This is a genomic window from Nesterenkonia sedimenti (assembly GCF_012641515.1).
In the GTDB taxonomy this organism is placed as follows: Bacteria; Actinomycetota; Actinomycetes; order Actinomycetales; family Micrococcaceae; genus Nesterenkonia; species Nesterenkonia sedimenti.
Genome location: NZ_JABAHY010000004.1, coordinates 73,218 through 97,631, shown reverse-complemented (window position 1 = coordinate 97,631; position 24,414 = coordinate 73,218). Strand labels below are relative to the sequence as shown.

Here is a 24,414-nt window from a genome sequence, read left to right as displayed (position 1 = left end):
CGTGACAGGCGACACTTTTGACGCGGAGGAGCGGAGCAAAATCCCTCATCAGGTAACAGGTTCGCAACACTTCGCGCAGGTGGTAGCGTGATTCCGCTCATGTGATCGGGGCCTCATACACTAGAGCCTGACCATGAGCGAGACCACAACTCGCACCCCCATCGAGAATCAAAGCAAAGAAATGAGGAGCACCATGTTTGTTAAGCGTGGACGTTTCACACCCGCCGGGGCGGCCCTGGCAGCAACGGCGCTGAGGGTGCCGAAGAGGTCGGCGATATGGATGCCGAATTCCTGACCATCGCCACCGGCGGCTCCTCCGGCGTGTACTACCAGATCGGTGCCACCATGGCGGACCTGCTCGCTGACGAGCTGGGCTCCGACACCTCCGTTCAGGCCACCGGCGCCTCCGCTGAGAACATCAACCTGCTCACCGATGACAACGCCGAACTGGCCATGACCATGGGTGATGCCACCGTGCAGGCTCTCGAGGGCACCGGCCCCTTCGAGGATGACGAGCGTGAGGGGCTGATGGCGATTATGACCATGTACCCCAATACCGTGCAGCTGATCGCCCGGGCTGATTCCGGCATTGAGTCCGTTGAGGACCTCGAGGGTGCCAATGTCGCCGTCGGTGACCTGGGCTCCGGTGTTGAGCTCAATGCTCAGATGGTACTGGGCGCCTATGACATGAGCTACGACGACATCAATGAGGACTTCCTCTCCTACGCTGAGGCCACCGATCAGATGGCCAATGGTCACATTGATGCTCTCTTCGCCACCTCCGGTCTGCCCAATCCCTCGCTGACCGAGCTGGCAACTAATACTGACTTCCACACTGTTCCGATCGACGGTGAGGGTCGGGACAACCTCCTGTCTGAGTACGAGTTCTTCGCCGAGGCCACTATCCCGGCCGACACCTACGACGACGACGCCGATGTGGAGTCCGTCAGCGTGACCAACCACCTGCTGGTCAGCCAGGAGCTGAGCGAGGAAGCGGTCTACGACATCACCGCTGCTCTCTTCGACAACCTCGACCGGATCCACGCCTCGCACTCCGAGGCCACCAACATCACCCTGGAGTCCGCTACCGAGGGCCTGGTCGTGCCGCTGCACCCCGGTGCTGAGCAGTACTACGAGGAGAACGACATTCCTCTCGACGGCGGTGAGCCGGGCGACTCCGATGACGAGGATGCCGATGCTGATGCCGAGGACGCTGAGGCTGATGAAGACGACGCGGACGAGGACGCATAACCACCGGGTTACCTAGTTGACCCCTGATTCACTGTCACGGCGGCAGCTGCTGACCCTTACGGGTTCGGCGGCTGCCGCTGCGGCGCTGGCCTCCCTGAGCCTGACTGGCTGTTCGGACAGATATAAGCTCCGCTGCCAGCATCAGCGCACCGGGGAGGTCTACAGAGAACTGAATATCGAAATCGGCTCGGTGATCACACATTCTTGGATACACTCCATTGAGCTGTCCCGCTGGACGGACATCTACCGTTTCGACGGAGAGACCCTGATGCTGACCAGCACCGAGTTCGAAGCCTATGGCGCCGGCATGCCCCTGGACGAAGGAGATGTCTCCGTCCAAGACGGCCAGGTCGTCATCGAAAACATTGATCGAGAATTCGAGGCGATTCGGTGGATCCATTCACACCGGGTGGACTACCGAATCGGCGTCGATGGCGACGAGAGTCTCATCGACACTGATGCACTGCCAGACCTTGAACCCCTAGAACTGAGGCCCAAATGACCAGGGATAAGAAGATCTCCGAGGATGTTGAGACCTCGTTGGAGAAACGCGCGGCCGGCACCGCCACAGATGCTGAGACTGAGCAGGCCGATGGCCAGTCCGCACCCTTAGAGATGATCCCGGAGTCCGATGAGGAACGCCGCGCACGGGAGAAGGAAGCCGCCGAGGCGGCATCGAAATTCGATGCCGAATCCCGGGTACGCGAGACCCATTGGAAGCCCCTGGCGATCCTGATCAGCGTTGTGGCCATCTTTACCGCGGTCTACCACATGTACACCGCCTACTTCGGTGCGCCACCGACCCTGATCCACCGGTCTCTGCACGTCAGCCTCATTCTGTTCCTGGTCTTCATGCTCTACCCGCCGGTGCGTAAGGCGAAGTCGAACCTATGGCGAATTCCGGATGGAATTTTGGCCCTGCTGGCCCTGGTCCCGGCCTACTACGTCTGGGCCAACTACGAGCAGCTGGTCATACAGGCCGGCCGGTTCACTGATAACGACGTCATCGTCGCCACCCTGCTGGTGGTCCTGGTCCTGGAGGCAGCCCGCCGTGTCACCGGTTGGGCCCTGCCGATCCTGGCGCTGCTGTTCGTGGTCTTCGGTCTCTACGGCCGGGATATGCCGGGACTTCTGCGCCACCGCGGGTTCGACTGGGAGACTCAGGCCTACCAGTTCTTGGCCACCACAGAGGGCATTTTCGGCACCGCCATCGGCGTCTCAGCCACCTATATTTTCCTGTTCATCCTCTTCGGGGCCTTCCTGGCGAAGTCGGGGATGAGCCAGATGTTCAATGATCTCGCTCTGGCCATCGCCGGCCAGTCCCGCGGTGGCCCCGCCAAGGTGGCCACCCTGGCCTCCGGCTTCATGGGCTCGATCAACGGTTCGGCCATTGCCAATGTAGTCTCTACCGGTGCTTTCACCATCCCGCTGATGAAGAAGATCGGCTACACCCGCAACTTCTCGGGTGCAGTGGAATCCTCTGCATCGGTCGGTGGTCAGATCCTGCCGCCGATTATGGGTGCTGCTGCCTTCATCATGGCTGAGACCATCGGTGTTCCCTATACGACCATCGCCCTGGCGGCGATTGTTCCGGCGCTGCTGTACTACATCAGCCTCATCGCCCAGATTCACCTTCGGGCGACCCGGATGGGACTGAAGGGCATCTCTAAGGACAATCTGCCCGATGTCATGGATGTCCTGAAGGAACGCGGTCATATGATGATCCCGCTGCTGTTCCTGCTCTACATGCTCTTCTTCTCCGGGCGCACGATCCTCTACTCCGCGTTCCTGACCATCCTGGTCACCATCGCTGTGGCAATGCTGCGGAAGTCCTCCCGGATGAGTCTGCGGGAGATCCTCGAGGCTCTGGAGAACGGTACTCGTTCTGCTCTGGGTGTGGCCGTTGCCTGTGCGACAGTCGGCATCATCGTCGGTGTGGTCAGCCTCTCCGGCTTCGGTGTGACCCTGGCTTCTGCCATCGTCACCGTGTCCCAGGGCAACCTCTTCTGGACCCTGTTCCTGACCATGATCGCCTGCCTGGTGTTGGGTATGGGCCTGCCCTCCATCCCGGCCTATATCGTGACGGCGACGATGGCTGCTCCGGCTCTGACTGAGCTGGGTGTTGAGCCGCTGGTTGCCCACCTCTTCGTGTTCTACTTCGGCCTCTTCGCCAACATCACTCCCCCGGTGGCGCTTGCAGCCTTCGCAGCCTCCGGTATCAGTGGCGGTAAGCCCATGGCCACCGGTGGTGCGGCGTTCAAGCTCGCCTCGGCCGGCTTCGTGATTCCCTATATCTTCGTCTACAGCCCGGATCTGCTGCTGCGTGATGTTGGGTTCCTCGACGGTGTCCTGGTGGTCGGTTCGGCTGTTGTGGCGATCCTGCTGCTCTCCACCGCTCTGGAGGGTCACTTCATGGAGCCGATGGCCTGGTACCTGCGCCCGGTCATCGCCGTGGGTGCGATTATGATGCTCTCCCCGGAGCTTCTCTTCGATCTCATCGGTCTTGCCATGGTCGCCCTGGTGCTGGCTGTGCAGATGATCAAGGCCAAGCAGAACAACAATCTGCGCATCAAGGCCATCTGAGCCCGCGCACAGAAAAAGCCCGGCTGGTGGAGTCTTTCGGGACTCCGGCCAGCCGGGCTTTTTCGTATCTGTGGCCTACGGGAGGTTCGCCCGCTCCCCTGCGGTCTTCAGCCACCGGGTGAACCGGTGGGTGATGCTGACCGGGTCAATGAGCAGCTTGGGGATATCGGCTGCATTGCCGGCCTCAATGGGCACATGCAGGAAGGCCGGTTTATCGGTGACCTCCAGCAGTCGCTTGTACTGGCTGGTCAGTGTTTCGGCGTCCTCGGCCCGGCCGGCCTCCCAACCTGCTGCAGCGGCCAGCTTCTCGAGGTTGACCTCGGAGGAGTAGGTCGGCAGTCCGGCGGTGGAGCCGTAGACCTCGTTGTCCAGCACGATCAGCAGGGTATCGGGTTTGATGTATCCGCCGGTGGGCAGCACATTGGGGTTCATCAGCAGGGAGCCGTCACCTTCGATCCCGATGACCTTAGGCGTGCCCTCAGGCAGGTCCAGGGCCAGCCCGGTTGCCACCGATCCCACCAGGCCCATGGAGTCCAGGAGGTAGAGGTGGTTATCGGTGTCTTTGACCGAGGCCAGCTCACGGCTGGTGGCTGCGCAGGTGACCACCACGGGGTGCTCATCGGTCAGCTCGGCGAGGATGCGGAGAGCTTCAAAACGCTTCATTGCTCAGGCCACCTTCCCATCGGTGTTCCAGAAGGATCCCAGTACGACGACGGGGCGGAAGGTCATCTGGGCGTGGTTGGCTGCCTCTTTGACCACATCACCCCAGTCCTCGGCATCGCTGCGCCGGTCCAGTTCCAGGTAGTGGATCCCGGTGGCCTCCAGCAGGCGGGGCACCGGGGTGCTGATGCTGTGGATCATGGAGTTGTACTCCCCCAGGCTGCCTCGGGTGTTGGCGAAGATCAGCAGCGGCAGGTGGTAGGACAGGGTCCAGGTGGTCAGGGCGGTCAGCGCATTGCCGAAGCCGTTGTCCTGCATCACGATCGCGCCCAGTCCCCCGTTGAGGGCTACTGAGCTCATCACCCCGACTGCTTCCTCTTCACGGGAGAGTGGGGTGACGCGGGTGGAGACACCGTCGTCGCCGCCGTCGATCTCTACAAGTTCATTGATCACCGGCGCTACGGTGACCGAGGGGATGTATCCGACGCGGGTGACGTCGGAGGCCCAGATCGCTTCCGCGACTGAGCGGGCATAGGCACTCGCCACAGCGATACCTCACTTTCCTAAACAGAACCCACTATTGGTATAAGGACCATACCATGGTCCATAGGTCTGAAAATAGGGCTAAGGTAAGGGGCATGGTCTCTGAGAGTTCACCCTCGCGCCTATCTGCGGATGTGGCCCAACACCTTCGGTCGATGATCCATGCCGGGGAGATCCTGCCCGGCGATCGGTTCCCTGCCGAGCGTGAGCTTGCCGAGGAGCTGACCGTCTCCCGGATGACCCTGCGGGAGGCGATCCGTGACCTTCAGAACCAGGGGTATGTGGAGGTCCGCAGGGGCCCACGCGGAGGGACGTTTGTGACCGGAATGCAGATCCCGGCTGAGGCCTGGCGGGAGCGGATGCGTCAGGACGACTCGGCCATTGATGAGATGTTCGACTACCGGGTGGCAGTGGAGATGGCGGCGGCACATTTCGCGGCCCTGCGGCACACCCCGGAGGATCTCAAGCAGATGGAAGCCTCGATCCAGCAGTTGCAGACGGCCACCACCCACCCGGAGTTCCGCCAGCATGATTCACGGTTCCATGAGGCGGTGGCCGCCGCTGCCCGTAGTCCCCGTCTGCTGAAGGCGGTGCGCCAGGTCCGCGGTGAGGTCTTCAGCCCCATGGATCTGCTGGGGATCCCGCCCTCACCGCAGGACGATGCCGAGAAGCACCGAGGAATCCTGGCCGCTATTCGCGATGCAGACCCGTCGCTGGCCGCCGAACGGATGGCCGCCCATATCGAGCACACCCGGGACTATCTCAGCAGCATCCTGCAACAGGGCTGAGCACCCTGCCTCCAACGACGATCGGCACCAGGATCAACACAACCCCCAGCCCGGTCAGCCCCACCAGGGTCTTCATAGTGGTCCAGACCTTCAGGGTGTCGGCCACCGACATGCCCAGGTAGCGGTTTGCCATCCAGAAGCCGGAGTCATTGACACGGGACCAGGCTGTTCCGCCGCAGGCCACGGCGATAACCGTCAGGGCCGCCAGCGAGGGGCTGGCATCCATGGTCTCCAGGATGGGGGCGGTCAGAGTCGCACCGGTGACCATGGCGACGGTGCCTGATCCCTGGGAGATTCGGATCACCGAGGAGGCCAGGAACCCGAAGATCACCACGGGCATACCGATGTCTTTCATTCCTTCGGCGAGGCCTGGAATTTGAATTTGATGATGATCAGAAGCAGCACCACTACGGAGAGCACAGCTGCCGTAATGATCCATGTTGTCTCGTCCACTGGTGGGTGCCCTTTCAGAGTCTCATCCGCGCCGTTGCGGAACAGATCCACGTAATGTTTCGGACTGCAGGAAGCTGAAGTCCACGCCCTCTTCTGCCTGAGTGACGTTTTCGATGAAGAGCTTGTGGTAGCCCCGTTTGGGGATCTCCACCTGGTTCTTTCCCGCGCTGGCCTCGGTCCGGGATTGGAGTTCCTCCTCCGGCACGAGCAGTTCGATGCTGCGTTCCTGCACGCTGAGCCAGACTTGGTCTCCGTTCTGCACCAGGCCCAGTGGCCCACCGGCGACTGATTCCGGTGAGACATGCAGAATGATGGTGCCGGAGGCTGTGCCGGACATACGCCCATCGGAGATGCGGACCATGTCTTTGACACCTTGGCGGGCGAGCTTCTTGGGGATGGGGATGTAGCCGGCTTCGGGCATACCGGGGGCGCCCAGGGGGCCGATGTTACGCAGGATGAGCACATCATCTGCGGTGACGTCGAGGTCCTCGTCATCGATCCGGTTCGAGAGATCTTCCAGACCTTCGAAGACCACGGCGCGGCCCTGGTGTTCCATGAGGTCAGGGTGGGCTGCGACCTGTTTGATGATCGCCCCATTGGGGGCGAGGTTGCCCTTGAGCACGGCGATCCCGCCGGCGGGATAGATAGGGGCACTGCGTTCGCGGATCACGTCCTGCTCGAAGGGGGCTGGGGCTTCGGCCATCTCCTCCCCGAGAGTCCGACCGGTGACCGTGAGGACCTCTTTATTCATCAGGGAGTCCAGTTCCTGGAGCAGACGCGGTACTCCCCCGGCCCGGTGGAGGTCTTCCATGTAGTGCTCTCCGACGGGTTTGAGGTTGATCAGCACCGGGGTCTGCCGGCTCATCTCATCGAATTCGGCCAGGTCGAGGCTGTAGCCCAGACGCCCGGCGATGGCGGCCAGGTGCACCAGGCCATTGGTGGATCCGCCCAGGGCCAGCAGGACGCGGAAGGCGTTCTCCAGGGCCTCGGGGGTGACGATCTTGTCGATGGTCAGGCCTTCACGGGCCAGTTCCACCGCACGCTGACCGGTCAGTTCTGCAAACCGCATCCGGTCCGCGGTCACCGCCGGCGGGGTGGCGCTGCCGGGCAGGGACATGCCCATGACTTCGGCGACACAGGCCATAGTGCTGGCGGTTCCGGCCACTGAGCAGGTGCCCACACTGCCCACCAGGCGGGAATTGACCTCGTCGATCTCCTGATCATCGATTTCCTCGCCGCGGTACATACCCCAGAACGCCCGGCAGTCGGTGCAGGCCCCGACGGTTCGGCCGCGATGGGAACCGGTGAGCATGGAGCCGGTCACCAGCTGGATGGCGGGTTTCCGGGCGGAGGCCGCGCCCATCAGCTGGGCCGGAACGGTCTTATCGCAGCCGCCGATGAGCACCACGGCGTCCACCGGCAGTGCCCGGATCATCTCCTCGGTGTCCATCGACATGAGGTTGCGCAGGTACATGCTGGTGGGCCAGGAGAAGGATTCATGCAGGGAGATCGTCGGGAACTCAACCGGCAGTGCCCCCTGGAGCATGACCCCGCGCTTCACGGCTTCGATGAGCTGGGGCATATTGCCGTGGCAGGGGTTGAATCCGCTGCCGGTGTTGACGATGCCGACGATTGTGCGGTCCAGGGCGTCGTCGGTGTATCCGCTGCCCTTAATGAATGCTTTCCGCAGGAACAGGGCGAAACCGGGGTCCCCGTAGTTGGTGAGGTTGCAGCGGAGCCCTTCAGTGTTGCTGGCCTCAGTCATTATCCACCTTATTATTGATAATCCTAGTGGCAAGGATCATAGGCGCTTTTCGTGACCTGGACAACATGGTTCATGCGGCCCTGTCCGCCCTGGCCCGCACCGCTGATCCGATTAGTGTTGAGGGTATGGCTGCGCGCAATCACTCCACCGCCTCAGCAACGAGCCGAACGCTCGATGGCCCGGGGGTTGCAGCTGCGTTGGAGGACGAGATCATCACCGGGGGCAGGTTTCCCGGTGAGCGCCTGGTGGAGGACCAGCTCATCGAGAAGTTCGGCGCTAAGCGCTACGCGGTGCGGCAGGCTCTGACGCTTTTGGAGAAGCAGGGGCTGGTCGATCGCCGCCCCAATGCCGGAGCTTTTGTGCGTAGTTACACCGAGAAGGAGGTCCGGGATCTCTATGATCTGCGGATCCTGCTGGAGGGTGAATGCGCACAGAGTATTGAGCTGCCGGTGAGCACTTCAGCATTGGCCCAACTGCGCAGTGTTCAGCAGAACCACGACGACGCCGTGGCTGCCATGGATCTCCCGCAGGTCTTGGCTGCCAATACGGCGTTTCACCGTACGCTCTTTGACCTGTGCCCGAACCGCGTTTTGGTGGAGGCGGTCAACCGGTATGCGGGGATGTCGCATGCCATGCGCTCAATCGCCTTCACCTCCCCGGAGTCGCTGGAGCGAAGCCGCAGGGAGCATCACCAGATGATTGAGTCCCTGGAGAGTGGCAACACCTATGCACTGACCTCGCTGTGCCGTGACCACCTGCTGCCATCCCGTGATACCTATCTGCGCTCTGCCGCCCGCCGAGCCTGATCTGACCCCGTCCCTGATCGATCCCACTGTTTAGGAGTGATGAATGGCCAACCCCCTCGGAAACCGCATTTACCAGGTGGATATCCCGCGACCCAGCCAGGAGCTCCTCCAGAAGCTTTCGGAGGCTCCTGCGGCGAACCTCGATGATGCGATGAATCGGCTCTTCGCCATGGACACCGGTATCCGCGCGCTGAATTCCCACCCTCTGTGCGGCCCAGCGGTGACCGTGCGGGTTCCCGATGGGGACAATCTGTTCATCCATGTCGCCATGGATATGGTCTCCCCCGGTGACATTCTGGTGGTCAAGGGCGGAGCCGGGGCAGACCGGGCACTGCTGGGTGAACTGATGCTGCGTTACCTGGTGCCGCGCAAGGTCGGCGGTGTGGTCATCGATGGTCTGATCCGGGACCTGGACTACATCCAGGAGGAGTGCCCCTTCCCGGTCTATGCCCGGGGTTCCTCCCCCAATGGGCCCTATAAGAACGGCCCGGGTGAGATCAATGTGCCCGTGGCCGCCGGTGGCATGGTGGTCAATCCCGGCGATGTGTTGGTGGGAGATCCCGACGGCGTCGTCGTCGTGCCACGTGATGATGTCGAAGCTGCGGCCGAGGCCGTGCAGGCGGTTCAGGAGATGGAGCATTCCGTCATTGACCGCATCGGCCAGGACGGTGTCTTCATCCGCCCCTGGATGGATAAGAAGATGCAGGAGTGGGACACCCCCACACTATCGCTGTAGGCCACGGGGCTGATGCAGGAACAGGTGACAACTGATCGGGCTCGGTTACCCCGAGCCTGGAAGGATTGTCATCATGCCTAAGCCCTACCCCAAAGAGTTCCGCGACGATGTGGTCGGCGTTGCCCAGAACCGGGGTTGAGAACACCACCTTGGCCGAGGTCGCCGCTGATTTCGGTCTGCATGAGGGGACCATCCGTAAATGGGTCCGCCAATCCGAACTGGATGCTGGGAACCCTAACGACCGTAAGCCAGGTCTGAGCACCGATGAGAAGGATGAGCTGGGCACGCTGCGCCGACGGAATCGTGCTCTGGAGCAGGAGCTGGAGGTGATGCGGCGGGCTGCTGCCTACTTCGGCCAAGCTCAGATCCGGTCAAAATGACGCTTCTATGCCCTCTGTCAAGCCATGCGAGTCTTCAGCTCTCGATAGAGGGACCGGCAGATGTAGCGTTTCAGGCATCGTCGGATTTCACGTTTGCTCAGCCCTTCGCTTTGTCTTCTGAGCACGTAATCTCGTGTGGTGGGGTCGCAGCTCATCCGGGTGCCGGTGATGACATCAATAGCGCGGTTGAGCTGTCGATCACCGGATCGTGAGAGTCGGTGCCTGGTGGTGTTTGCTGATGAGGCCGGTAGTGGTGCGATGCCTCCAAGTGCTGGGAAGGCAGCTTCTGAACGGATCCGCCCGTGGTGGGAGTAAGCGGTGATGAGAATCGCTGCGGTGATCGATGACCGCGCCGGTGCGAGTCTGGATGAGACAGTAGGTGTGGGTCCGTGCATGGGTGTCGACACCGACGACGTAGTCGAAAGCTTCAACGACGGAAACCATAATCATCCTCCAAGGACATAGAGCGGATAAGGTCAGCCCGGCTGGTGGGGTCGCTCAGAGTCCATATCTGTAATGAGTCACAACCACTGTTTCCTCGGGGGTCGGACAGGCTTCTAATCAAGGCATCTGTGCGCAGAAGCCGAGCCCAGCCCAGTGCGGACACGTCATTTTCAAGACACCCCTTGAACGCCTCATGAGGGTCGGAAATACCCGGGGTCACGCACTGAGACTGAACTCAGCATCTCAGCCGGCCACAGGCTGGCCAATACCCATTACAGACCTACCCGCTCGTAGGTGATCTCGCCGAAGACGGTGTTCCTGTGGCGGTGAGGTGCCGGGTGCTGAAGATCGCCCGCCAGCCCTACTACCGATGGCTGGCCAACCCCGTGAGGGACCAGGAATGGGACCAGGCCCATCGACTCAACGCTCTGAGCGATGCTCACCGCGATGACCCCGAGTTCGGCTACCGCTACCTGACCGATGAGGCCCACGATGCTGGCTATCCGATGGCCGCTAGGACTGCTTGGCGGCTGTGTAACGCCCAGGGGGTGTTCTCGGTGATCAGCCGCCGCAAGAAGGGTAGGGGCACCCGCCCAGGTCCTCCGGTCCATGATGATCTGGTGGGCCGGCAGTTCAGCGGCATCAAGGAGATCAACACCGTGTGGCTGACTGATATTGAGCGCCACGAGGCGCTTTTGAACCTTGCGGTGGTGAAAGGACACCGTTTCTCGTCTGTCGCAGCAGGCGTGTGATAGCTGGAGGACGATCTGCCGTGCTGGCGTGAGCGCGATGGATGGAGCAGTCCTCGACAACGACGAGTCGTATCAGTACTGCCAGATGGTGCGGGCTCGGCTAGCGAGACGGAGAGGCATACGGATAGGAACCAGTGGCTGAAAGCCCCTCAATTGAAGACCACCGACTCCAACCTGGTGGATGTGGGTCGGGTTGCATCGCGCACCCTCACTACTTCGGCGGTGGGGAGAACTCCTGGGCTGGGTGATGTCGCCAGTCGGGAGGCCACGGTGAAAGCCTGCGGCGTAGCCGTGGCGAGGATGCTGGGGCATAACTGGGTGCCGATCCCGTCGAATGGTTCGAAAAGTGAACGTGGGAACCATCCCGGTCCCGCCAGAGGCGTCGCCGCCGCCAGCGACGAAGCCAACGGCTGAGCACACGGTCTGCTGATCGGGTCGGGGTGGGGCGGAGGGCCTGTAGTAGTCCGAGGCCGGGAAAGCCGGTCACACGGCGAAGAGGCCCAGTGAGATCGCAGGATCGAGAAACAGTAAGGGAGATACAGCCGTGAATGCGGATGTTTCGTGGCCAGCCGACTCAACACAGGCGTGGTCGCCAGTACTGAGGATGCAGACGAAACTGCACCAATGGGCGATGACCGATCCTGGTCGTCGTTTCGATGATGTGTTCAACCTGGTCTATGACCCCGGGTTCCTCGTTGCGGCGTGGACCCGGGTGCAGGGCAACAAGGGAGGCCGCACCGCCGGAGTCGATGGGATCGCACCGCGATCCGTGATGCCGCAGAAGGTGCACGGGATGCTCGCTGAGCTACGCGAGAGCGTGAAGGCAGGTGAGTTCGTCCCGGAGCGAGTGCGTCAGAAGTCGATCCCGAAAGCGAATGGCAAAGTCCGGTCGTTGGGGATTCCGACGATGATGGACCGGATCGTTCAAGCTTCCCTGAAGCTGGTGCTGGAACCGATTTTCGAGGCGGACTTCGTGCCGTCCTCGTATGGGTTCCGGCCGCGCAGACGGGCGCAGGACGCGATCGCGGAGGTCCACTACTACGCCTCAGGTGGTTACGTGCAGGTGTTCGAAGCGGACATCACCGCGTGCTTCGACGAGATCGATCACGGCGCGCTCATGCAGCGCGTCCGCGGTCGCATCACCGACAAGCGTGTGCTGCGACTGATCCGCGGGTTCCTGAGAGCGGGGGTCCTCAGCGAGGACGGCGTGAACAGGAACACCTACACCGGCACCCCGCAAGGCGGGATCCTCTCGCCGCTGCTGGCGAACATCGCCCTGTCCGTGGTGGACGAGCATTTCCAACACAAGTGGGACGCGCTCGGGCCGCAATGGTCGCGCACGAAGCATCAACGCGCCGGGGGCGCGACGATGAAACTGGTCCGCTACGCGGACGACTTCGTCGTCCTCGTCCGCGGGACTCGCGCCGATGCCGACACGCTCTGGGACGAAGTCGCTAATGTGCTCGCGCCGATGGGTCTGCGCCTGTCGGTCGAGAAGACGATGATTACCCACATGGACACCGGGTTCGACTTCCTCGGGTGGCGCATCCAGCGCCGCCGGATCAGAGGTCATGGCGGGAAGAGAGCGATCTATACCTATCCGTCACGGAAGTCGATAGCTTCTATCAAGGATAAGGTGCGGACGCTGACCCCTCGGGCATCCCATCGAACACTCGCTGACCTGCTACGCCGGCTCAATCCGGCGCTGCGGGGCTGGTGCACATACTTTCAGCACGGAGTCGTGAAACACCTCTTCAGCTACCTCGACCACTTCGCCTTCTGGCGGATCGTTGGCTGGCTGAAGAAACGACACCCGAAACTGCGAATGCGCACCCTGGTGCGTCGCCATCTGCCGGGTTGGCAGATCCGCGACCAAGGAGTTGAGTTCTTCCGATGCCAGCAGGTCACCGTGGCCCGCTATCGGTATCGCGGAACTCGTATCCTGACACCATGGACGAGTGCCTTGGCATGATCACATGGAGAGCCGGATGCTCAGGAATGGGCACGTCCGGTTCGGAGGGCGCCCAGCAGAAACCCACCAACCCAAAGGCTGACAGGGCGCTGCTGGCCGACCCCTACACCGAGCACCGCACCGCTGAGGGCAAGCTGTATCTGTGCGCGGTCAAGGACGTCTTCTCCAACCGGATCGTGGGCTACTCGATCAGTGACCGGATGAAGGCCCGTCTGGCTGTGGACGCAGTCAACAACGCCGTAACCCGGCGCGGTGATGTGCCCGGGTGCGTGTTCCACACCGATCGCGGATCGCAGTTTCGAGCCCGGAAACTGGTGCGTGCTCTGAACCGGCATGACCTGGTCGGATCGATGGGCAGAGTCGGCGCCGCGGGGGACAATGCGGCGATGGAGAGCTTCTTCTCGCTGCTTCAGAAAAACGTCATGGATCGACGGTCCTGGCAGACCCGGGATCAGCTGCGGATCGCGATCGTAACCTGGATCGAGCGGACCTATCACCGCCGCCGGCGGCAGAAGCGACTGTCGGGATTGACCCCAGTGGAGTACGAAGCAATCATGAAGACTGGCGTCGCTCTCGCGGCGTGACTTTAACTGTCACCTATCGGTGCGGCAGTCCCTTCTTGTCTACGTTGCGATCAGTGCCTTCATCCTGCCGGTGCTCGCGCTCGCCCTGCTCGTCATCCTCAACCGCGGATCCGTGCCGACCGGTCTGCGCAACACGTGGTGGTCGAATCTGCTGCTCACCGTGTGCCTGGCACTCTTCGGATTCTTGGCGATCCTCCAGGTCAAAGAGTCGGTGATGGGGTTCATCGGGTGAAGTGAGGCGCACCCGACAACTGTCGGGCCCACGCGGCGAAACCGCGAAGGCTTGGCGGTAGTGCGCTCGGCGACAGGTTGGCATACTTGGTGACATGACACAACGACGGTCACGATTCGACGCGGAGCTCGCCGCGAATCTGTCCGTCATCGGCGGAGTCTTTCCGCCGACCATCACTCCTTCGCTCATCGACTTCATGCGAGTCTCGTACGCCTCGGAGCCGCTCGCGGAGACTCTTAGCGGCCGTCGGGTCGAACATTCCGAATATCAGGTGCCGGGTCACCTCGGCGAGGACATCACCGTCTCCGTCTTCAGACGATCCGGGGACACCGGACGACGACCGACGATCGTCTACGCCCACTCCGGCGGATTGATGTTCGGCGATCGCTTCAGCGCGCTCGGCCTCAACCTCGACTGGGTCGAGAGAATCGGTGCGATCCTCATCTGCCCCGAATACCGCCTGGCACCCGAGTTCCAAGACCCGTATGCGCGTGAGGACATGTACGCCGCGCTCCTGTGGACGGCAGAGAACGCGGACACCCTCGGCGTCGACCCCGCCCGACTCATCGTCGCCGGAGCCAGCTCCGGAGGGGGACTGGCCGCCGGGATGGCGCTGGCGGCCCGCGACCGGCACGGACCGCAGCTCAAGGGCCAACTGCTCATCTACCCGATGCTCGACGACCGAGGCATCACACCGTCGACCCTTCAGTTCGACGGCATCGGCGTCTGGGATCGGGTGAGCAACGAAACCGGATGGCAGGCGATGCTCGGCGGTGACTACCGCACCGAGGCGGTCTCGCCCTACATCGCACCATCGCGTGCCAACGACCTCACCGATCTGCCGCCCGCCTACATCGACGTGGGCTCGGCAGAGATCTTCCGGGACGAAGCCGTCGCCTACGCCTCGGCCCTCTGGAACGACGGCAGCGAAGCGGAGCTGCACGTGTGGCCCGGAGGCTTCCACGCCTTCGACATCTTCGCCGCCCATACACACCTTGCGCAAGGAATGATCAGCACCCGAATGGCCTGGATCGAGAAGCTCCTGGCCGACTGAAAGGAACATCATGTCTGAGAACACAGCTGTCAATGACGCAGTTGTCCGCGTGGCCACGAAGACGGTCGACAGCGGCGGCGTCCCCGGCGTCGTCGCCGGAGTGACCACCGACAAGGAGACCATCAGTCTCACTGCTGCAGGAGTTCGCTCCCTCGACGATCCACAGCCGATGACCACGGACTCCGTGTTCATGATCTTCTCCACGACGAAGGCCCTGACCGGCACCGTGGCACTGCAGCTGGTGGAGTCGGGAGAGCTCGACCTCGACGCCCCGGCGAAGGACTATGCCCCAGGACTGGCCGACGTGCAGGTCATCGACGGCTTCGACGGCGGTGGAGAACCGATCCTCCGGGCACCCTCCAGCGACCCGACCACCAAACAGCTGCTGCTGCACACCGCCGGCTTCGGCTATGACTTCTTCAACGAGAAGTACGAACGGCTCGCCCGCGAACACGGCCAGCCGAGCATCGTCACCGCCACCAGGAAGGCGTTGGAGACTCCGCTGCTGTTCGATCCCGGCACCCAGTGGGAGTACGGGTCGAACATAGATTGGGTCGGCCAGGTCATCGAAGGCATCACCGGAAAGACTCTGGGTGAGGCGATGCGCACCAGAGTCCTCGAACCGCTGGGCATGGACGACAGCACCTTCCGTCCGACCGCGTCGATGCAGGAGCGGCAGGCCACGATGCACCAGCGCACCGACGGCGAACTCGCGGCGACCGACTTCATGCTGCCCGAACCGGAGGTGGAGATGGGCGGCCACGGACTCTTCTCGACCGTCGATGACTACCTGAAGTTCATCAGGATGTGGCTCAACGACGGAGCAGCCGACGACGGAACCGTCGTCCTCCGCCCCGAAACGGTGGACATGGCCACGCAGAACCACCTCGGCGATCTTCGGGTGAAACTGCTGCCCGGAGTCATCCCGAGCTTGTCCAACGATGCTGAGTTCTTCCCCGGCATGCCGAAGACCTGGGGATACACGTTCATGATCAACGAGGAGGACGCCCCGACCGGACGCCCGGCCGGCGCCGCCGCATGGGCGGGTCTTGCCAACCTCTACTACTGGTTCGACCGACAGAACAAGATCGGCGGGTACTGGGCCACACAGATCTTCCCCTTCGCCGACCCCGAATCCGTCGGTGGGTACCTCGAGATGGAGACGGCAGTCTACGATGCTCTGAAAGGCTGATTCGCGACCGAGGCGAATCGCGACCGTCGGGCGACAGTCGTGGACTGCCAATCGTCGACCGACGGACGAACGAGGAGGTGGTGACGTGCAGGAGCTGCTCGGCAGGATTGCCAAGCTCGATCCCGAGGCGAGCCTGGGTCTGCGCGTCATCGCCTGCTTCGACGAACTCATGGCCGGCGAGGTCAATTCTCATGCCCTCGCCTCCGCGGCCGCGGCTCTGGCCGGTTGCCCGGCCGGCTTTCGCAGTGGGGACGGGAGCAGGCAGCTGAGGGTCGATTCAGGCGGAGTCTCGATTCCAGGAGACCGACCCGCCGAGGTGGCCGCCCTATCCCTGCATCAGCCCCCCGCAAGTGGCCGCACACTATATACCCCAGGGTGTGATGATGTTGGTTGACCAGATGGGTAAGTCCGTTGTCGAGCAAGAGAATGGTGCTGAGCGATAGCCTAGACACTGCTCAGTTCATTGCTGCTCCGACGGTACTGAAGACAACGGCTACCAAGCTAGAGGTGCGTCAGTTAGTGGTCGATGACGGTGTGGGTGCCGGCGCGGCGGGGGTCGTCTGCTCCTGTGATGGTGCCGTTTTCGTAGTCGATGGTCAGTGCTTGGACCGAGCCGAAGCTGGTTGAGGGCCAGTCTTCGATCTGCCAGCCGAGGCTGTTCAGTTCGTCCTGGATGTCGGAGAGTTGGCCTTCTTCGGCGTAGAGCAGGGTCCCGTCGGAGCGGTATCGGGTGGTGTTGACCGCTTCTTGGAGGTCAGCCTCGTGCAGTGTCCATTGTGTGATGACGGTGGCCAGGGCGTTGATCAGCTGGATGCCTCCGGGACTTCCGATAGCCATCACGGGCCGGTCTTGATCATCGAAGACCATGGTCGGGTTGGACCAGGTCACACTGCGTCGTCCTGGTTCTGGCTGGTTCGCGGCCGAGTTCACGGTGTCGAAGCGTGAAAGTGCGTTATTCATGAAATAGCCATCGACGAATTCTCCAGACCCCCAGAAATCGGTGAGCGTATTGGTCATCGAGACTGTGATCCCGTCTTCGTCGACGACGGAGATGTGTGTGGTGTTCGGATCGGCGGAATCTTCTGGCGCGGCGGGGGCGGCCTGGGGCGCTTGGTCTTCTCCGGTGGCTTGTATCTCGGCGTTGACCCCGGAATCAGTAATCTCTTCGACGGGCACATCCACGAAAGCAGGGTCACCGAGTTGGGTTTGGATGGTGTCTTCGGCGATGTTCCAGGCCCGGGAGAGCGCATCGACGTACTCCGGACTCTCGGCTGGCATCTCCGCAATGCCTTCGGCTTCAGCGATCTGCAGTAGCTGAATCAGGGCTGCCCCAGGCAGGGCTGGCGCTGCGGAAACGACTTGGTAGTCACCGAGGTCACCGCGCACTGGGACATCGGTGACGACCTCGTAGTTCTCCAGGCTCTGGGAGTCGACCCCGTCGATCTGATCCGCCAATGACTCGGCGAGGTCTCCGGTGTAGAGCTCTTGCCATCCTTGATCGGCGAGTTGTTGCAGAGTGTGGGCCAGCTCCGGCTGGACTAGGGTTTCTCCGGCGTTTAAGGGTGTTCCCCCGGGGTTAAAGGTCTCGTTGCCGGCCAGATACTCTGGACCGTTGCCGGTGGCGATACGTTCGGCCAGATAGGGGGCGACATCTACCCCATCTTCTCCTAATCCGATGGCTGGGGCGAGCAGTTCAGCCCACTCCAGCTGTCCGTAGTCAGCGTGTAGTTGCCCCATTCCGGCGACAAAACCTGGGACACCGATCTGATTGGAGGGGATGTCGCCTGAGCTGTTGACGACCTCTCGGTAGTCAATGAATACCGGTTCCTGTCCTGGTTCAGCGATGATGACCGAACCGCCACCGCCAACTCCCGAGGACAGCGGTTCAGCCACTGAGACGGCGAACGCTGCCGCAATAGCAGCGTCAACTGCGTTGCCGCCTTGAGCAAAGATTTCTTCAGCGGCGTCGACCGCCTCCTGGTTTCCCGCACTGATGCCCTGCTGGTCCAATACTGCTGCGGCTTCTTCGACCTCTTCTTGGTCCTCGTCTTCAGGGGCCGCTGCGGTCGCGGAGGGCTCTGCTGAGGTGGGTGCGGGTTCTTCCGGGGTCGGTTCCTCGGTGCTGCAGGCGGTTACCACAATTCCGGAGGTGATCAACATCGCAGCGCTTGTCGTGAATGGGTGTCGGTGTGTTTTGCTGTGCATGGCTATCTCCTAGTGAATATCGAGGGGATCCTGAGCAAAGTTTCCAAGGGGCCGCGTAGTTTGAGAGCTCCCCAGGTGAGGCTGAGGAGGATGAGTCCGATAATGATGAGCAGGCTGATCAGGATCGAAGGGTTCGGGTCTGGGCTTTCAGGGCGCACGATCACCGCGATCGCCACCAAATGTAATGCGTAGCAGGTCAGGGCCAACTGGCCGGTGATGACCAGAGGATGTGCAAATGCTCCGAGTCTGGGGGTGATGATCAGCATCAGTCCGATCACCGCTATCGCACTGCCAGTGGATGAGATGAGCCATAGCGGCATCTCAGAGTGTCCTGCCGAAAGCACAAGGTGATCAAATCCGATCTCAGTAATGTTCGGCTCGCCAAGGCCCCACATCAGCGTCCGAGAAGCCAGGATGCCGGCCCCTGCCGCGACCAGGCCCCAGGAGAGCAGCCGCCACGCTGTGCTCGGTAAGTGCAGTTTCAACCGGCCGATCCACATGCCGAACATAAACGGTGCAGCCCACACGATCAGCGGATACGGCCCGGTCAACAGCACCGAGGCAGCAGCCTCCATTGGGCTCTGTCCAAAACTCGCGGACGTAGTCGGCAGATCAGTGTTGCTTCTCAGCAGAATGTAAACCACGGGGCCCAGTAGAAGGAACATGGCCGCCCCAGTCAGCAAACTCCTGCTGGACCATCTCACCACCAATCCGCCGATCAGGAAGAGTCCGGCGTAGAGGGCGAGGATCACATTGACTGCTGTGGGCAGCAGCTGCAAAGACAGCCCCAGGGCAAGTAGCAGGGCGGATCTCCATGTCACGGTTGGCCAGATGCCCCCGCTTGTGACCTTCTTGCTGCGGGCCAGGAACGTGAATCCGATACCGGCCAGCACAATAAACAGGATTGATGCTCGGCCATGGAATAGCCGGACCACCAATTCTTCGATGCCCTGCGGGTGGGCGGTGACATCGACGTTGACGATGATCATCCCGAAGAGTGCCAGAGCTCGGGCGGCGTCTAATCCGGTCAGCCGCACGGCAGAATTCTGCTCTGCGGTGGTCTTTAGTGAAGGTGTCATTGGTTGCATCAGCTATCCGGTGGCATCTGATGAGCCGTAGCGGGAGCTTCGGCGGTCATCGAAGGGTGAGTCCTCAGCCTCGGGAAAGTCACCAGTGGGATAGTTACCGGCGGCTGCGTTCATGTAGTCATTCCACATGGGAGCAGCCAGTGTGGAGCCGAAGAACTCCTCGTAGTACTGCCCGTTGACCGTGGAACCCCAGAGGGACCCGATGTCTTCCCAGCGGCCCACATGGGCGGCAGTGGTCATGCCTTCAGTGGAACCCACAAACCAGGTGTTCGATCCAGTATTGGAGGTCCCGGTCTTGCCCACCATCGGGAAAGCCGGGTTGCCATTGGCTGCACCTTGTTCGGCGATGTTGATCATCGAGTCGTTGACTTCAGCGGCGATATCGGCGTCAATGACCTGCTCGCAGTCGGTTTCAGGGACCGGGTATTCGTTTCCCTGGGCATCGGTGATTTCCAGAAGTGCGCGTTCCTCGCAGCGCACACCCTCGTTGGCGAATGTCGCGTAAGCCGAGGCCAGGGTCATCGGTGAAAGCTCAATTCCGCCCAGTACGAATGCTGGGGTATCAGGGGTCAGCAGGTTTCCGGAACTGGCAGAGCGAATATCCAACCGCTCGGTCAGAGTGGTGATCGCGCACAGGTCCATGTCATTGGCGGTGGCCACTGTGGCAGTGTTCACCGAGTGGAAGAGGCCGTAGTCCAAGGTCATATCTTGGGTCATGCCACCGATGGAATTGGTGGTCGACCAACTGTCGGACTCGTCAGCGTCCCCATCGGGCAGCAGTTCGATCTCTCCGCCGGGCATACAACTTGCCTCCCAGGGCTCCCCGTAGTCGTAGTCGGTGGTGCTGGCATCAACCACATCATCCATCGAACCTCCCTCTTCCAACCAGGCGGCGGCCACAAATGGCTTCAAGGTCGAGCCCACCGGGAAGCCACCGGACTCCCCATAGGTGGCATCGACGTTGAAATTCATCGTGGTCAGCCCGGCAGCCTCATCATCTTCGGGGCTGTATTGGGTGGACTGGGCCATGGCCAGTATGTCGCCGGTCTCCGGGTCTAAGGACGTCAAAGTCGCCACCGCGCCCGAGGAGTCTCCGGGCTCGACGGTGTCGTTGACCTGTTGCTGAGCCTGTGACTGCGCATCAGGATCCAATGTCGTCGTGATCCGTAGGCCGCCACGGAGCAGCAGCTCTTCACGCTCCTCTAGGGTCTCTCCGAAAGTTTCATCGGCCAGGATCAGGCGCTGCACATAGTCACAAAAGTACGGGGCAGTCTCAGCGGCAATACAGCCGGACTGTACCGGTTGAGGGTCTACAGCCAGGTCAGCTTCAACGGCCTCAGCGTGTTCTTCTTCGCTGATATACCCGTTGCGCAGCATCGTCCCCAGCACGGTATTGCGCCGATCAACTGTCACTTCCGGATTACCAATCGGATCATAGTAATTAGGGGCCTGGACCACCCCCGCAAGGGTCGCCGACTGTTGAATGTTCAACTCACTAGCCGGGATTCCCCAGTAGAACTGGGCAGCAGCTTCAACCCCATAGTTCTGCCGACCTAGCAGCACAATATTGAGATACCCCGCAAGGATCTCCTCTTTAGACATCTGCTCTTCCAGATCCACGGCCAACCGCGCCTCGTTCAACCTGTCAGCCACCGTGGTAGTCCCACCCATGACCAGTTCCTCTTCCCCGGCCAGATAGTCAGCATTAAGCAGAATCAGACTCACGTACTGATGAGTAATCGTTGACCCGCCCTCAGTCGGCCCCGATCCGATATTGCTCAGCTGCTGACGGGTGCGCGAGTCCAACAATTCGAAGGGCTGGAGATCCAGCCCTGGACAGGGCTCGTCGCCGAACAGAACAGCCGTCCCTGGTTCGATCTCCATCAGGCTGAAGGCTGGGCCCGCCTCCTCGGGGCCTCGCTGGGCGGTTGATACCTCATCGCCGGACATCATGGGCCCTTCCCCTCGACCTGGTTCATCACATCGTGCCTCATGTTACGTGAATCATGAGCTCCCTCACCGAGGGCGGATTCAACTGGTCGATGCAACACCGGGTTGTTGAAGCGATTGTAGCTGCTCGGTGAATACCTCTGCCGGGGTTCTCCAGCCGAGGACCTTGCGGGGCCGGTTGTTGAGCGCGAGGGCCACCGCCTCGAGATCTTCGGCCGACCACCGCGACAGGTCAGTACCCTTCGGGAAGTACTGCCGCAGCAGACCATTGGTATTCTCGTTCGTCGGTCGCTGCCAAGGCGAGTGCGGGTCCGCGAAGAACACCTTCGTACCGGTATTGAGAGTGAACTGCGCGTGCCCGGAGAGCTCTTTCCCGCGATCCCAGGTCAGCGTTTTACGTAGCTGGATCGGCAGGGCCGTGATCGATGAAGCCAGCGCTGCGTTCATCGCGACAGCGCCATATCCTCCGAGCGCGGCCCCGTTCTTCACTGCTGGGGTCTTGCCCCATCCCTCCAGCCGGGGCAGGTGTACCAGTAGCGTGGAGCGGCTGGAGCGTTCGATGAGCGTGCCGATCGCGGACCGGCCTGTGCCGATGATCAGATCGCCCTCCCAGTGCCCCGGAACTGCGCGATCATCGGCCTCTGCCGGCCGTTCGGAGAGCACGACGTCCTCGGTAACATGACCGAGCTATCCACCAGTACGACTCATCGCTTATTGCGGGCAATGGCTGAAAACGGTCTAGTTCACCAAGATTCCGCCCATCGGTACAGTCTGGGTCCGCTGATTGTGCAACTAGCCAGAAACGGCGCTCTGCCGACGACTCTTCGCGAAGCCGCCCTTCCGGTCATGACACGCGTGAGGGACCAGGTCAATGAGACTGTGGGATTGCATGAGCTGATGCCCAACGGATACCGCGCGGTCATTGATCAAGTCGAAAGCCATCAGGACCTCCGGCGCAGCTATACCGAATTCGGCATTCCGCTTCCGCTCCCCCATGGTGCTCCAGGCCGCACCATCTTGGCTTTCCTCTCCGAGGATCGACAACGGTGGTGGTTAGATCAGGAACTACCCCCGGACACCTCTGCCACGGTGGTTACCTCAGAAGCGGTGCTCCGAGATATCGCGGCAACACGCAGTCGCGGATGGGCTCACCCATTGGGTGAACGGACGCCAGGTATCCGCAGCGTAGCGGCTCCTGTGTTTGATCATTCACATCAGCCCATCGGTGCCTTGAGCATTTCCGTGCCAGCTATTCGAATGAGCACTGAGCGAGCACATGTCCTCGGGCCGCTTATAGCTGAGGCAGCATGGGAAGTCTCGCAGATTCTGGGGGCATCGGAACGGCCTTGGCCAACTTCCGATGCGCAGTGGCAAAAACGAGGTCGGTGAAAGCCTGCCGGAGGATATCCGGGGCCTTCACCGACCTCGAAGGTATTTGGGTCAGTCGAAGATCAGATGAACTCCACGCCCTGGGCCAGGGGCAGTTCACCGGAGTAGTTCACGGTATTGGTAGCCCGGCGCATATAGGCCTTCCAGGCATCAGAGCCGGATTCGCGGCCGCCGCCGGTTTCTTTCTCCCCGCCGAAGGCACCGCCGATCTCTGCTCCGGAGGTGCCGATGTTCACATTGGCAATACCGCAGTCCGAGCCGGCAGCTGAAAGGAACAACTCGGCCTCCCGCTGATCCTCGGTGAAGATCGAGGAGGAGAGCCCCTGGGGCACACTGTTGTGCAGTTCAATGGCCTCATCCAGGGTCTTGTAGGTCAGGACATAGAGGATCGGCGCGAAAGTCTCCTGCGTGACGACCTCAGTCTGACCTGGCATCTTCACAATGGCCGGTTCCACGTAGAAGGCATCGGGGTACTCATCCTCCAATACACGAGACCCGCCGACCAGAACCTCACCGCCCTGGTCCTTAGCAGCTGCCAGTGCTTTCTGCATGCCCTCATAGGCGCCCTCGTGAATCAGCGGACCCACCAGAATGCCCTCCTCACGGGGATCCCCGATGCTCAGGGTCTTATAGGCTGCCACGAGCTTCTCGGTCAGCTGGTCGGCCACAGATTCGTGGACGATCAGCCGGCGAAGAGTCGTGCAGCGCTGACCGGCGGTGCCTGCTGCGGAGAAAGCGGCACCGCGCAGGGTGAGCTCGAGATCAGCCTTATCGCTGACGATGGCGGCGTTGTTACCCCCGAGCTCCAGCAGGCATTTGCCGAACCGCTGAGCCACCCGGGGACCGACCTCACGGCCCATCCGAGTGGAACCGGTGGCAGAGACCAGTTTGACCTTGGGGTTATCCACCAACGCCTCACCGCCTTCCCGGTCAGTGAGCACGATCTGGTGGATCCCTTCAGGAGCCCCGGTCTCCTTGACCGCCCGGGCCAGCAGGGCGTCGGTGGCCAGGGCAGAAAGCGTTGCGATCTCCGAGGGCTTCCACACCACAGTGTCGCCTGCCACCAGGGCATTGGCGGTATTCCAGGAGTAGGGGGCCACGGGGAAGTTGAACGCGGTGATGATCCCGACCACGCCCAGGGGGTGCCAGGTCTCCATCAGTCGGTGGCCGGGCCGCTCGGAGGGCATGGTCTTGCCGTAGAGCATCCGGGACTGGCCCAGGGCGAATTCGCAGATATCGATCATCTCCTGAACCTCCCCCTCAGCCTCGGAGGTGATCTTTCCGGCATCGACCTGGACCAGGAAGGCGAGGTCCTTCTTGTACTCGGCCAGCAGCTCACCCCAGCGCTTGACGGTCTGGCCACGCACCGGCGCGGGAGTATCGCGCCATGCCGGGAAAGCAGCCTCTGCCTTCTCGACGGCCTCGGCCACATCGTGTCCACTGTGCTTGGGAACGTTGAGCAGGTCCTTGCCGTCGATGGGGTTGCGTGCGGTGAGGTCTCCGCTGAGTGAGGCGAGGTCGACGCCACAGGCTTCCAATGCGGCCTTAGTCTGCTCGATGAGGTCTGACATGGTGTTCTGCTCCTTT

General features: G+C 61.7%; 23 protein-coding genes and 2 pseudogenes. 15 read left to right on the top strand and 10 right to left on the bottom strand.

What is annotated here, in order from left to right; translation table 11 throughout:
* Positions 1-276: 276 nt before the first annotated feature.
* Genes HGQ17_RS06060 through HGQ17_RS06050 form a run of 3 tightly spaced genes read left to right on the top strand, consistent with a single transcriptional unit; the run spans position 277 to position 3,834 of the window.
* On the top strand, positions 277-1,251 hold the full coding sequence (locus HGQ17_RS06060) for a TAXI family TRAP transporter solute-binding subunit (RefSeq protein WP_168887070.1): 975 nt from the start codon (positions 277-279) through the stop codon (positions 1,249-1,251).
* Between the two features lie 16 nt (positions 1,252-1,267).
* The gene (locus tag HGQ17_RS06055) at positions 1,268-1,753 is read left to right on the top strand and encodes a DUF1850 domain-containing protein (protein WP_168887069.1); all 486 of its coding nucleotides are present in this window, start codon (positions 1,268-1,270) and stop codon (positions 1,751-1,753) included.
* A complete protein-coding gene (locus HGQ17_RS06050; protein ID WP_211090474.1) occupies positions 1,750-3,834 on the top strand; it encodes a TRAP transporter permease in 2,085 nt (694 codons plus the stop codon). The genes HGQ17_RS06055 and HGQ17_RS06050 overlap by 4 nt, the downstream gene beginning before the upstream one ends.
* 75 nt (positions 3,835-3,909) lie before the next feature.
* Here the strand turns inward: HGQ17_RS06050 and HGQ17_RS06045 are convergent, their stop codons facing one another.
* Together HGQ17_RS06045 and HGQ17_RS06040 are read right to left on the bottom strand one after the other, a co-directional pair.
* Positions 3,910-4,497 (bottom strand): thiamine pyrophosphate-dependent enzyme, encoded by a 588-nt coding sequence (locus HGQ17_RS06045; protein WP_168887068.1) that lies wholly within the window; start codon positions 4,495-4,497, stop codon positions 3,910-3,912.
* A 3-nt stretch (positions 4,498-4,500) separates the two neighbouring features.
* Positions 4,501-5,040: a thiamine pyrophosphate-binding protein gene (locus tag HGQ17_RS06040; protein ID WP_168887067.1), complete on the bottom strand. Its 540-nt coding sequence runs from the start codon at positions 5,038-5,040 to the stop codon at positions 4,501-4,503.
* 131 nt (positions 5,041-5,171) lie between these two features.
* On the opposite strand from HGQ17_RS06040, the gene HGQ17_RS06035 reads away from it, so the two are divergent.
* Complete coding sequence (locus HGQ17_RS06035; protein ID WP_168887066.1) at positions 5,172-5,825, top strand: FadR/GntR family transcriptional regulator; 654 nt, start codon at positions 5,172-5,174, stop codon at positions 5,823-5,825.
* Here the strand turns inward: HGQ17_RS06035 and HGQ17_RS06030 are convergent.
* Together HGQ17_RS06030 and HGQ17_RS06025 are read right to left on the bottom strand one after the other, a co-directional pair.
* Positions 5,800-6,180 (bottom strand): GntT/GntP/DsdX family permease, encoded by a 381-nt coding sequence (locus HGQ17_RS06030; protein WP_211090473.1) that lies wholly within the window; start codon positions 6,178-6,180, stop codon positions 5,800-5,802. The two genes, HGQ17_RS06035 and HGQ17_RS06030, sit on opposite strands and share 26 nt — an antisense overlap.
* Positions 6,181-6,300: 120 nt before the next feature.
* Positions 6,301-8,043, bottom strand: a complete 1,743-nt coding sequence (locus tag HGQ17_RS06025; protein WP_168887064.1) for an IlvD/Edd family dehydratase — start codon at positions 8,041-8,043, stop codon at positions 6,301-6,303.
* Positions 8,044-8,168: 125 nt separating this feature from the next.
* Between HGQ17_RS06025 and HGQ17_RS06020 the strand changes: the two genes are divergently transcribed.
* From HGQ17_RS06020 to HGQ17_RS06010, 3 genes are all read left to right on the top strand, one after another.
* A complete protein-coding gene (locus HGQ17_RS06020) occupies positions 8,169-8,849 on the top strand; it encodes a GntR family transcriptional regulator (RefSeq protein ID WP_168887171.1) in 681 nt (226 codons plus the stop codon).
* A gap of 43 nt (positions 8,850-8,892) precedes the next feature.
* A complete protein-coding gene (locus HGQ17_RS06015) occupies positions 8,893-9,585 on the top strand; it encodes an RraA family protein (protein WP_168887063.1) in 693 nt (230 codons plus the stop codon).
* 119 nt (positions 9,586-9,704) lie between these two features.
* Entirely contained in the window at positions 9,705-9,965 is a 261-nt protein-coding gene (locus HGQ17_RS06010; RefSeq protein WP_168886994.1) for a transposase, read from the top strand.
* 17 nt (positions 9,966-9,982) lie between these two features.
* Here the strand turns inward: HGQ17_RS06010 and HGQ17_RS06005 are convergent, their stop codons facing one another.
* Positions 9,983-10,360 carry a transposase gene (locus tag HGQ17_RS06005; protein ID WP_229503361.1) on the bottom strand — a complete coding sequence of 126 codons (378 nt, stop codon included), beginning with the start codon at positions 10,358-10,360 and terminating at the stop codon, positions 9,983-9,985.
* A gap of 387 nt (positions 10,361-10,747) precedes the next feature.
* On the opposite strand from HGQ17_RS06005, the gene HGQ17_RS15005 reads away from it, so the two are divergent.
* From HGQ17_RS15005 to HGQ17_RS15000, 7 genes and pseudogenes are all read left to right on the top strand, one after another.
* On the top strand, positions 10,748-11,161 hold the full coding sequence (locus tag HGQ17_RS15005) for a hypothetical protein (protein WP_211090472.1): 414 nt from the start codon (positions 10,748-10,750) through the stop codon (positions 11,159-11,161).
* 604 nt (positions 11,162-11,765) lie between these two features.
* A complete protein-coding gene (gene ltrA, locus HGQ17_RS05995) occupies positions 11,766-13,133 on the top strand; it encodes a group II intron reverse transcriptase/maturase (protein ID WP_168887062.1) in 1,368 nt (455 codons plus the stop codon).
* A gap of 92 nt (positions 13,134-13,225) precedes the next feature.
* Positions 13,226-13,717: pseudogene (locus HGQ17_RS05990) on the top strand (IS3 family transposase); the annotation flags it as partial.
* A 19-nt stretch (positions 13,718-13,736) separates the two neighbouring features.
* Positions 13,737-13,949, top strand: a complete 213-nt coding sequence (locus HGQ17_RS05985) for a hypothetical protein (protein WP_211090470.1) — start codon at positions 13,737-13,739, stop codon at positions 13,947-13,949.
* A 94-nt stretch (positions 13,950-14,043) separates the two neighbouring features.
* Entirely contained in the window at positions 14,044-15,003 is a 960-nt protein-coding gene (locus HGQ17_RS05980) for an alpha/beta hydrolase (protein WP_211090469.1), read from the top strand.
* 10 nt (positions 15,004-15,013) lie between these two features.
* Positions 15,014-16,195, top strand: coding sequence for a serine hydrolase domain-containing protein (locus HGQ17_RS05975; protein WP_168887061.1), 1,182 nt, complete (start codon positions 15,014-15,016; stop codon positions 16,193-16,195).
* A gap of 85 nt (positions 16,196-16,280) precedes the next feature.
* Positions 16,281-16,589, top strand: coding sequence for a hypothetical protein (locus tag HGQ17_RS15000; RefSeq protein ID WP_211090468.1), 309 nt, complete (start codon positions 16,281-16,283; stop codon positions 16,587-16,589).
* A gap of 122 nt (positions 16,590-16,711) precedes the next feature.
* Here the strand turns inward: HGQ17_RS15000 and HGQ17_RS05965 are convergent, their stop codons facing one another.
* From HGQ17_RS05965 to HGQ17_RS05950, 4 genes and pseudogenes are all read right to left on the bottom strand, one after another.
* Positions 16,712-18,400, bottom strand: a complete 1,689-nt coding sequence (locus HGQ17_RS05965) for a gamma-glutamyltransferase (protein ID WP_168887060.1) — start codon at positions 18,398-18,400, stop codon at positions 16,712-16,714.
* Between the two features lie 2 nt (positions 18,401-18,402).
* Positions 18,403-19,479, bottom strand: a complete 1,077-nt coding sequence (locus HGQ17_RS05960; RefSeq protein ID WP_168887059.1) for a heparan-alpha-glucosaminide N-acetyltransferase domain-containing protein — start codon at positions 19,477-19,479, stop codon at positions 18,403-18,405.
* 12 nt (positions 19,480-19,491) lie between these two features.
* Positions 19,492-21,372, bottom strand: coding sequence for a transglycosylase domain-containing protein (locus HGQ17_RS05955; RefSeq protein ID WP_168887058.1), 1,881 nt, complete (start codon positions 21,370-21,372; stop codon positions 19,492-19,494).
* Between the two features lie 147 nt (positions 21,373-21,519).
* Positions 21,520-22,119 (bottom strand): annotated as a pseudogene (locus HGQ17_RS05950) (IS30 family transposase); the annotation flags it as partial.
* On the opposite strand from HGQ17_RS05950, the gene HGQ17_RS15850 reads away from it, so the two are divergent.
* Positions 22,117-22,827 carry an IclR family transcriptional regulator gene (locus HGQ17_RS15850; RefSeq protein ID WP_168887169.1) on the top strand — a complete coding sequence of 237 codons (711 nt, stop codon included), beginning with the start codon at positions 22,117-22,119 and terminating at the stop codon, positions 22,825-22,827. The pseudogene HGQ17_RS05950 and the gene HGQ17_RS15850 sit on opposite strands and share 3 nt — an antisense overlap.
* Positions 22,828-22,889: 62 nt before the next feature.
* Here the strand turns inward: HGQ17_RS15850 and amaB are convergent, their stop codons facing one another.
* Positions 22,890-24,398 (bottom strand): L-piperidine-6-carboxylate dehydrogenase, encoded by a 1,509-nt coding sequence (gene amaB, locus HGQ17_RS05940; RefSeq protein WP_168887057.1) that lies wholly within the window; start codon positions 24,396-24,398, stop codon positions 22,890-22,892.
* Between the last annotated feature and the right edge of the window lie 16 nt (positions 24,399-24,414).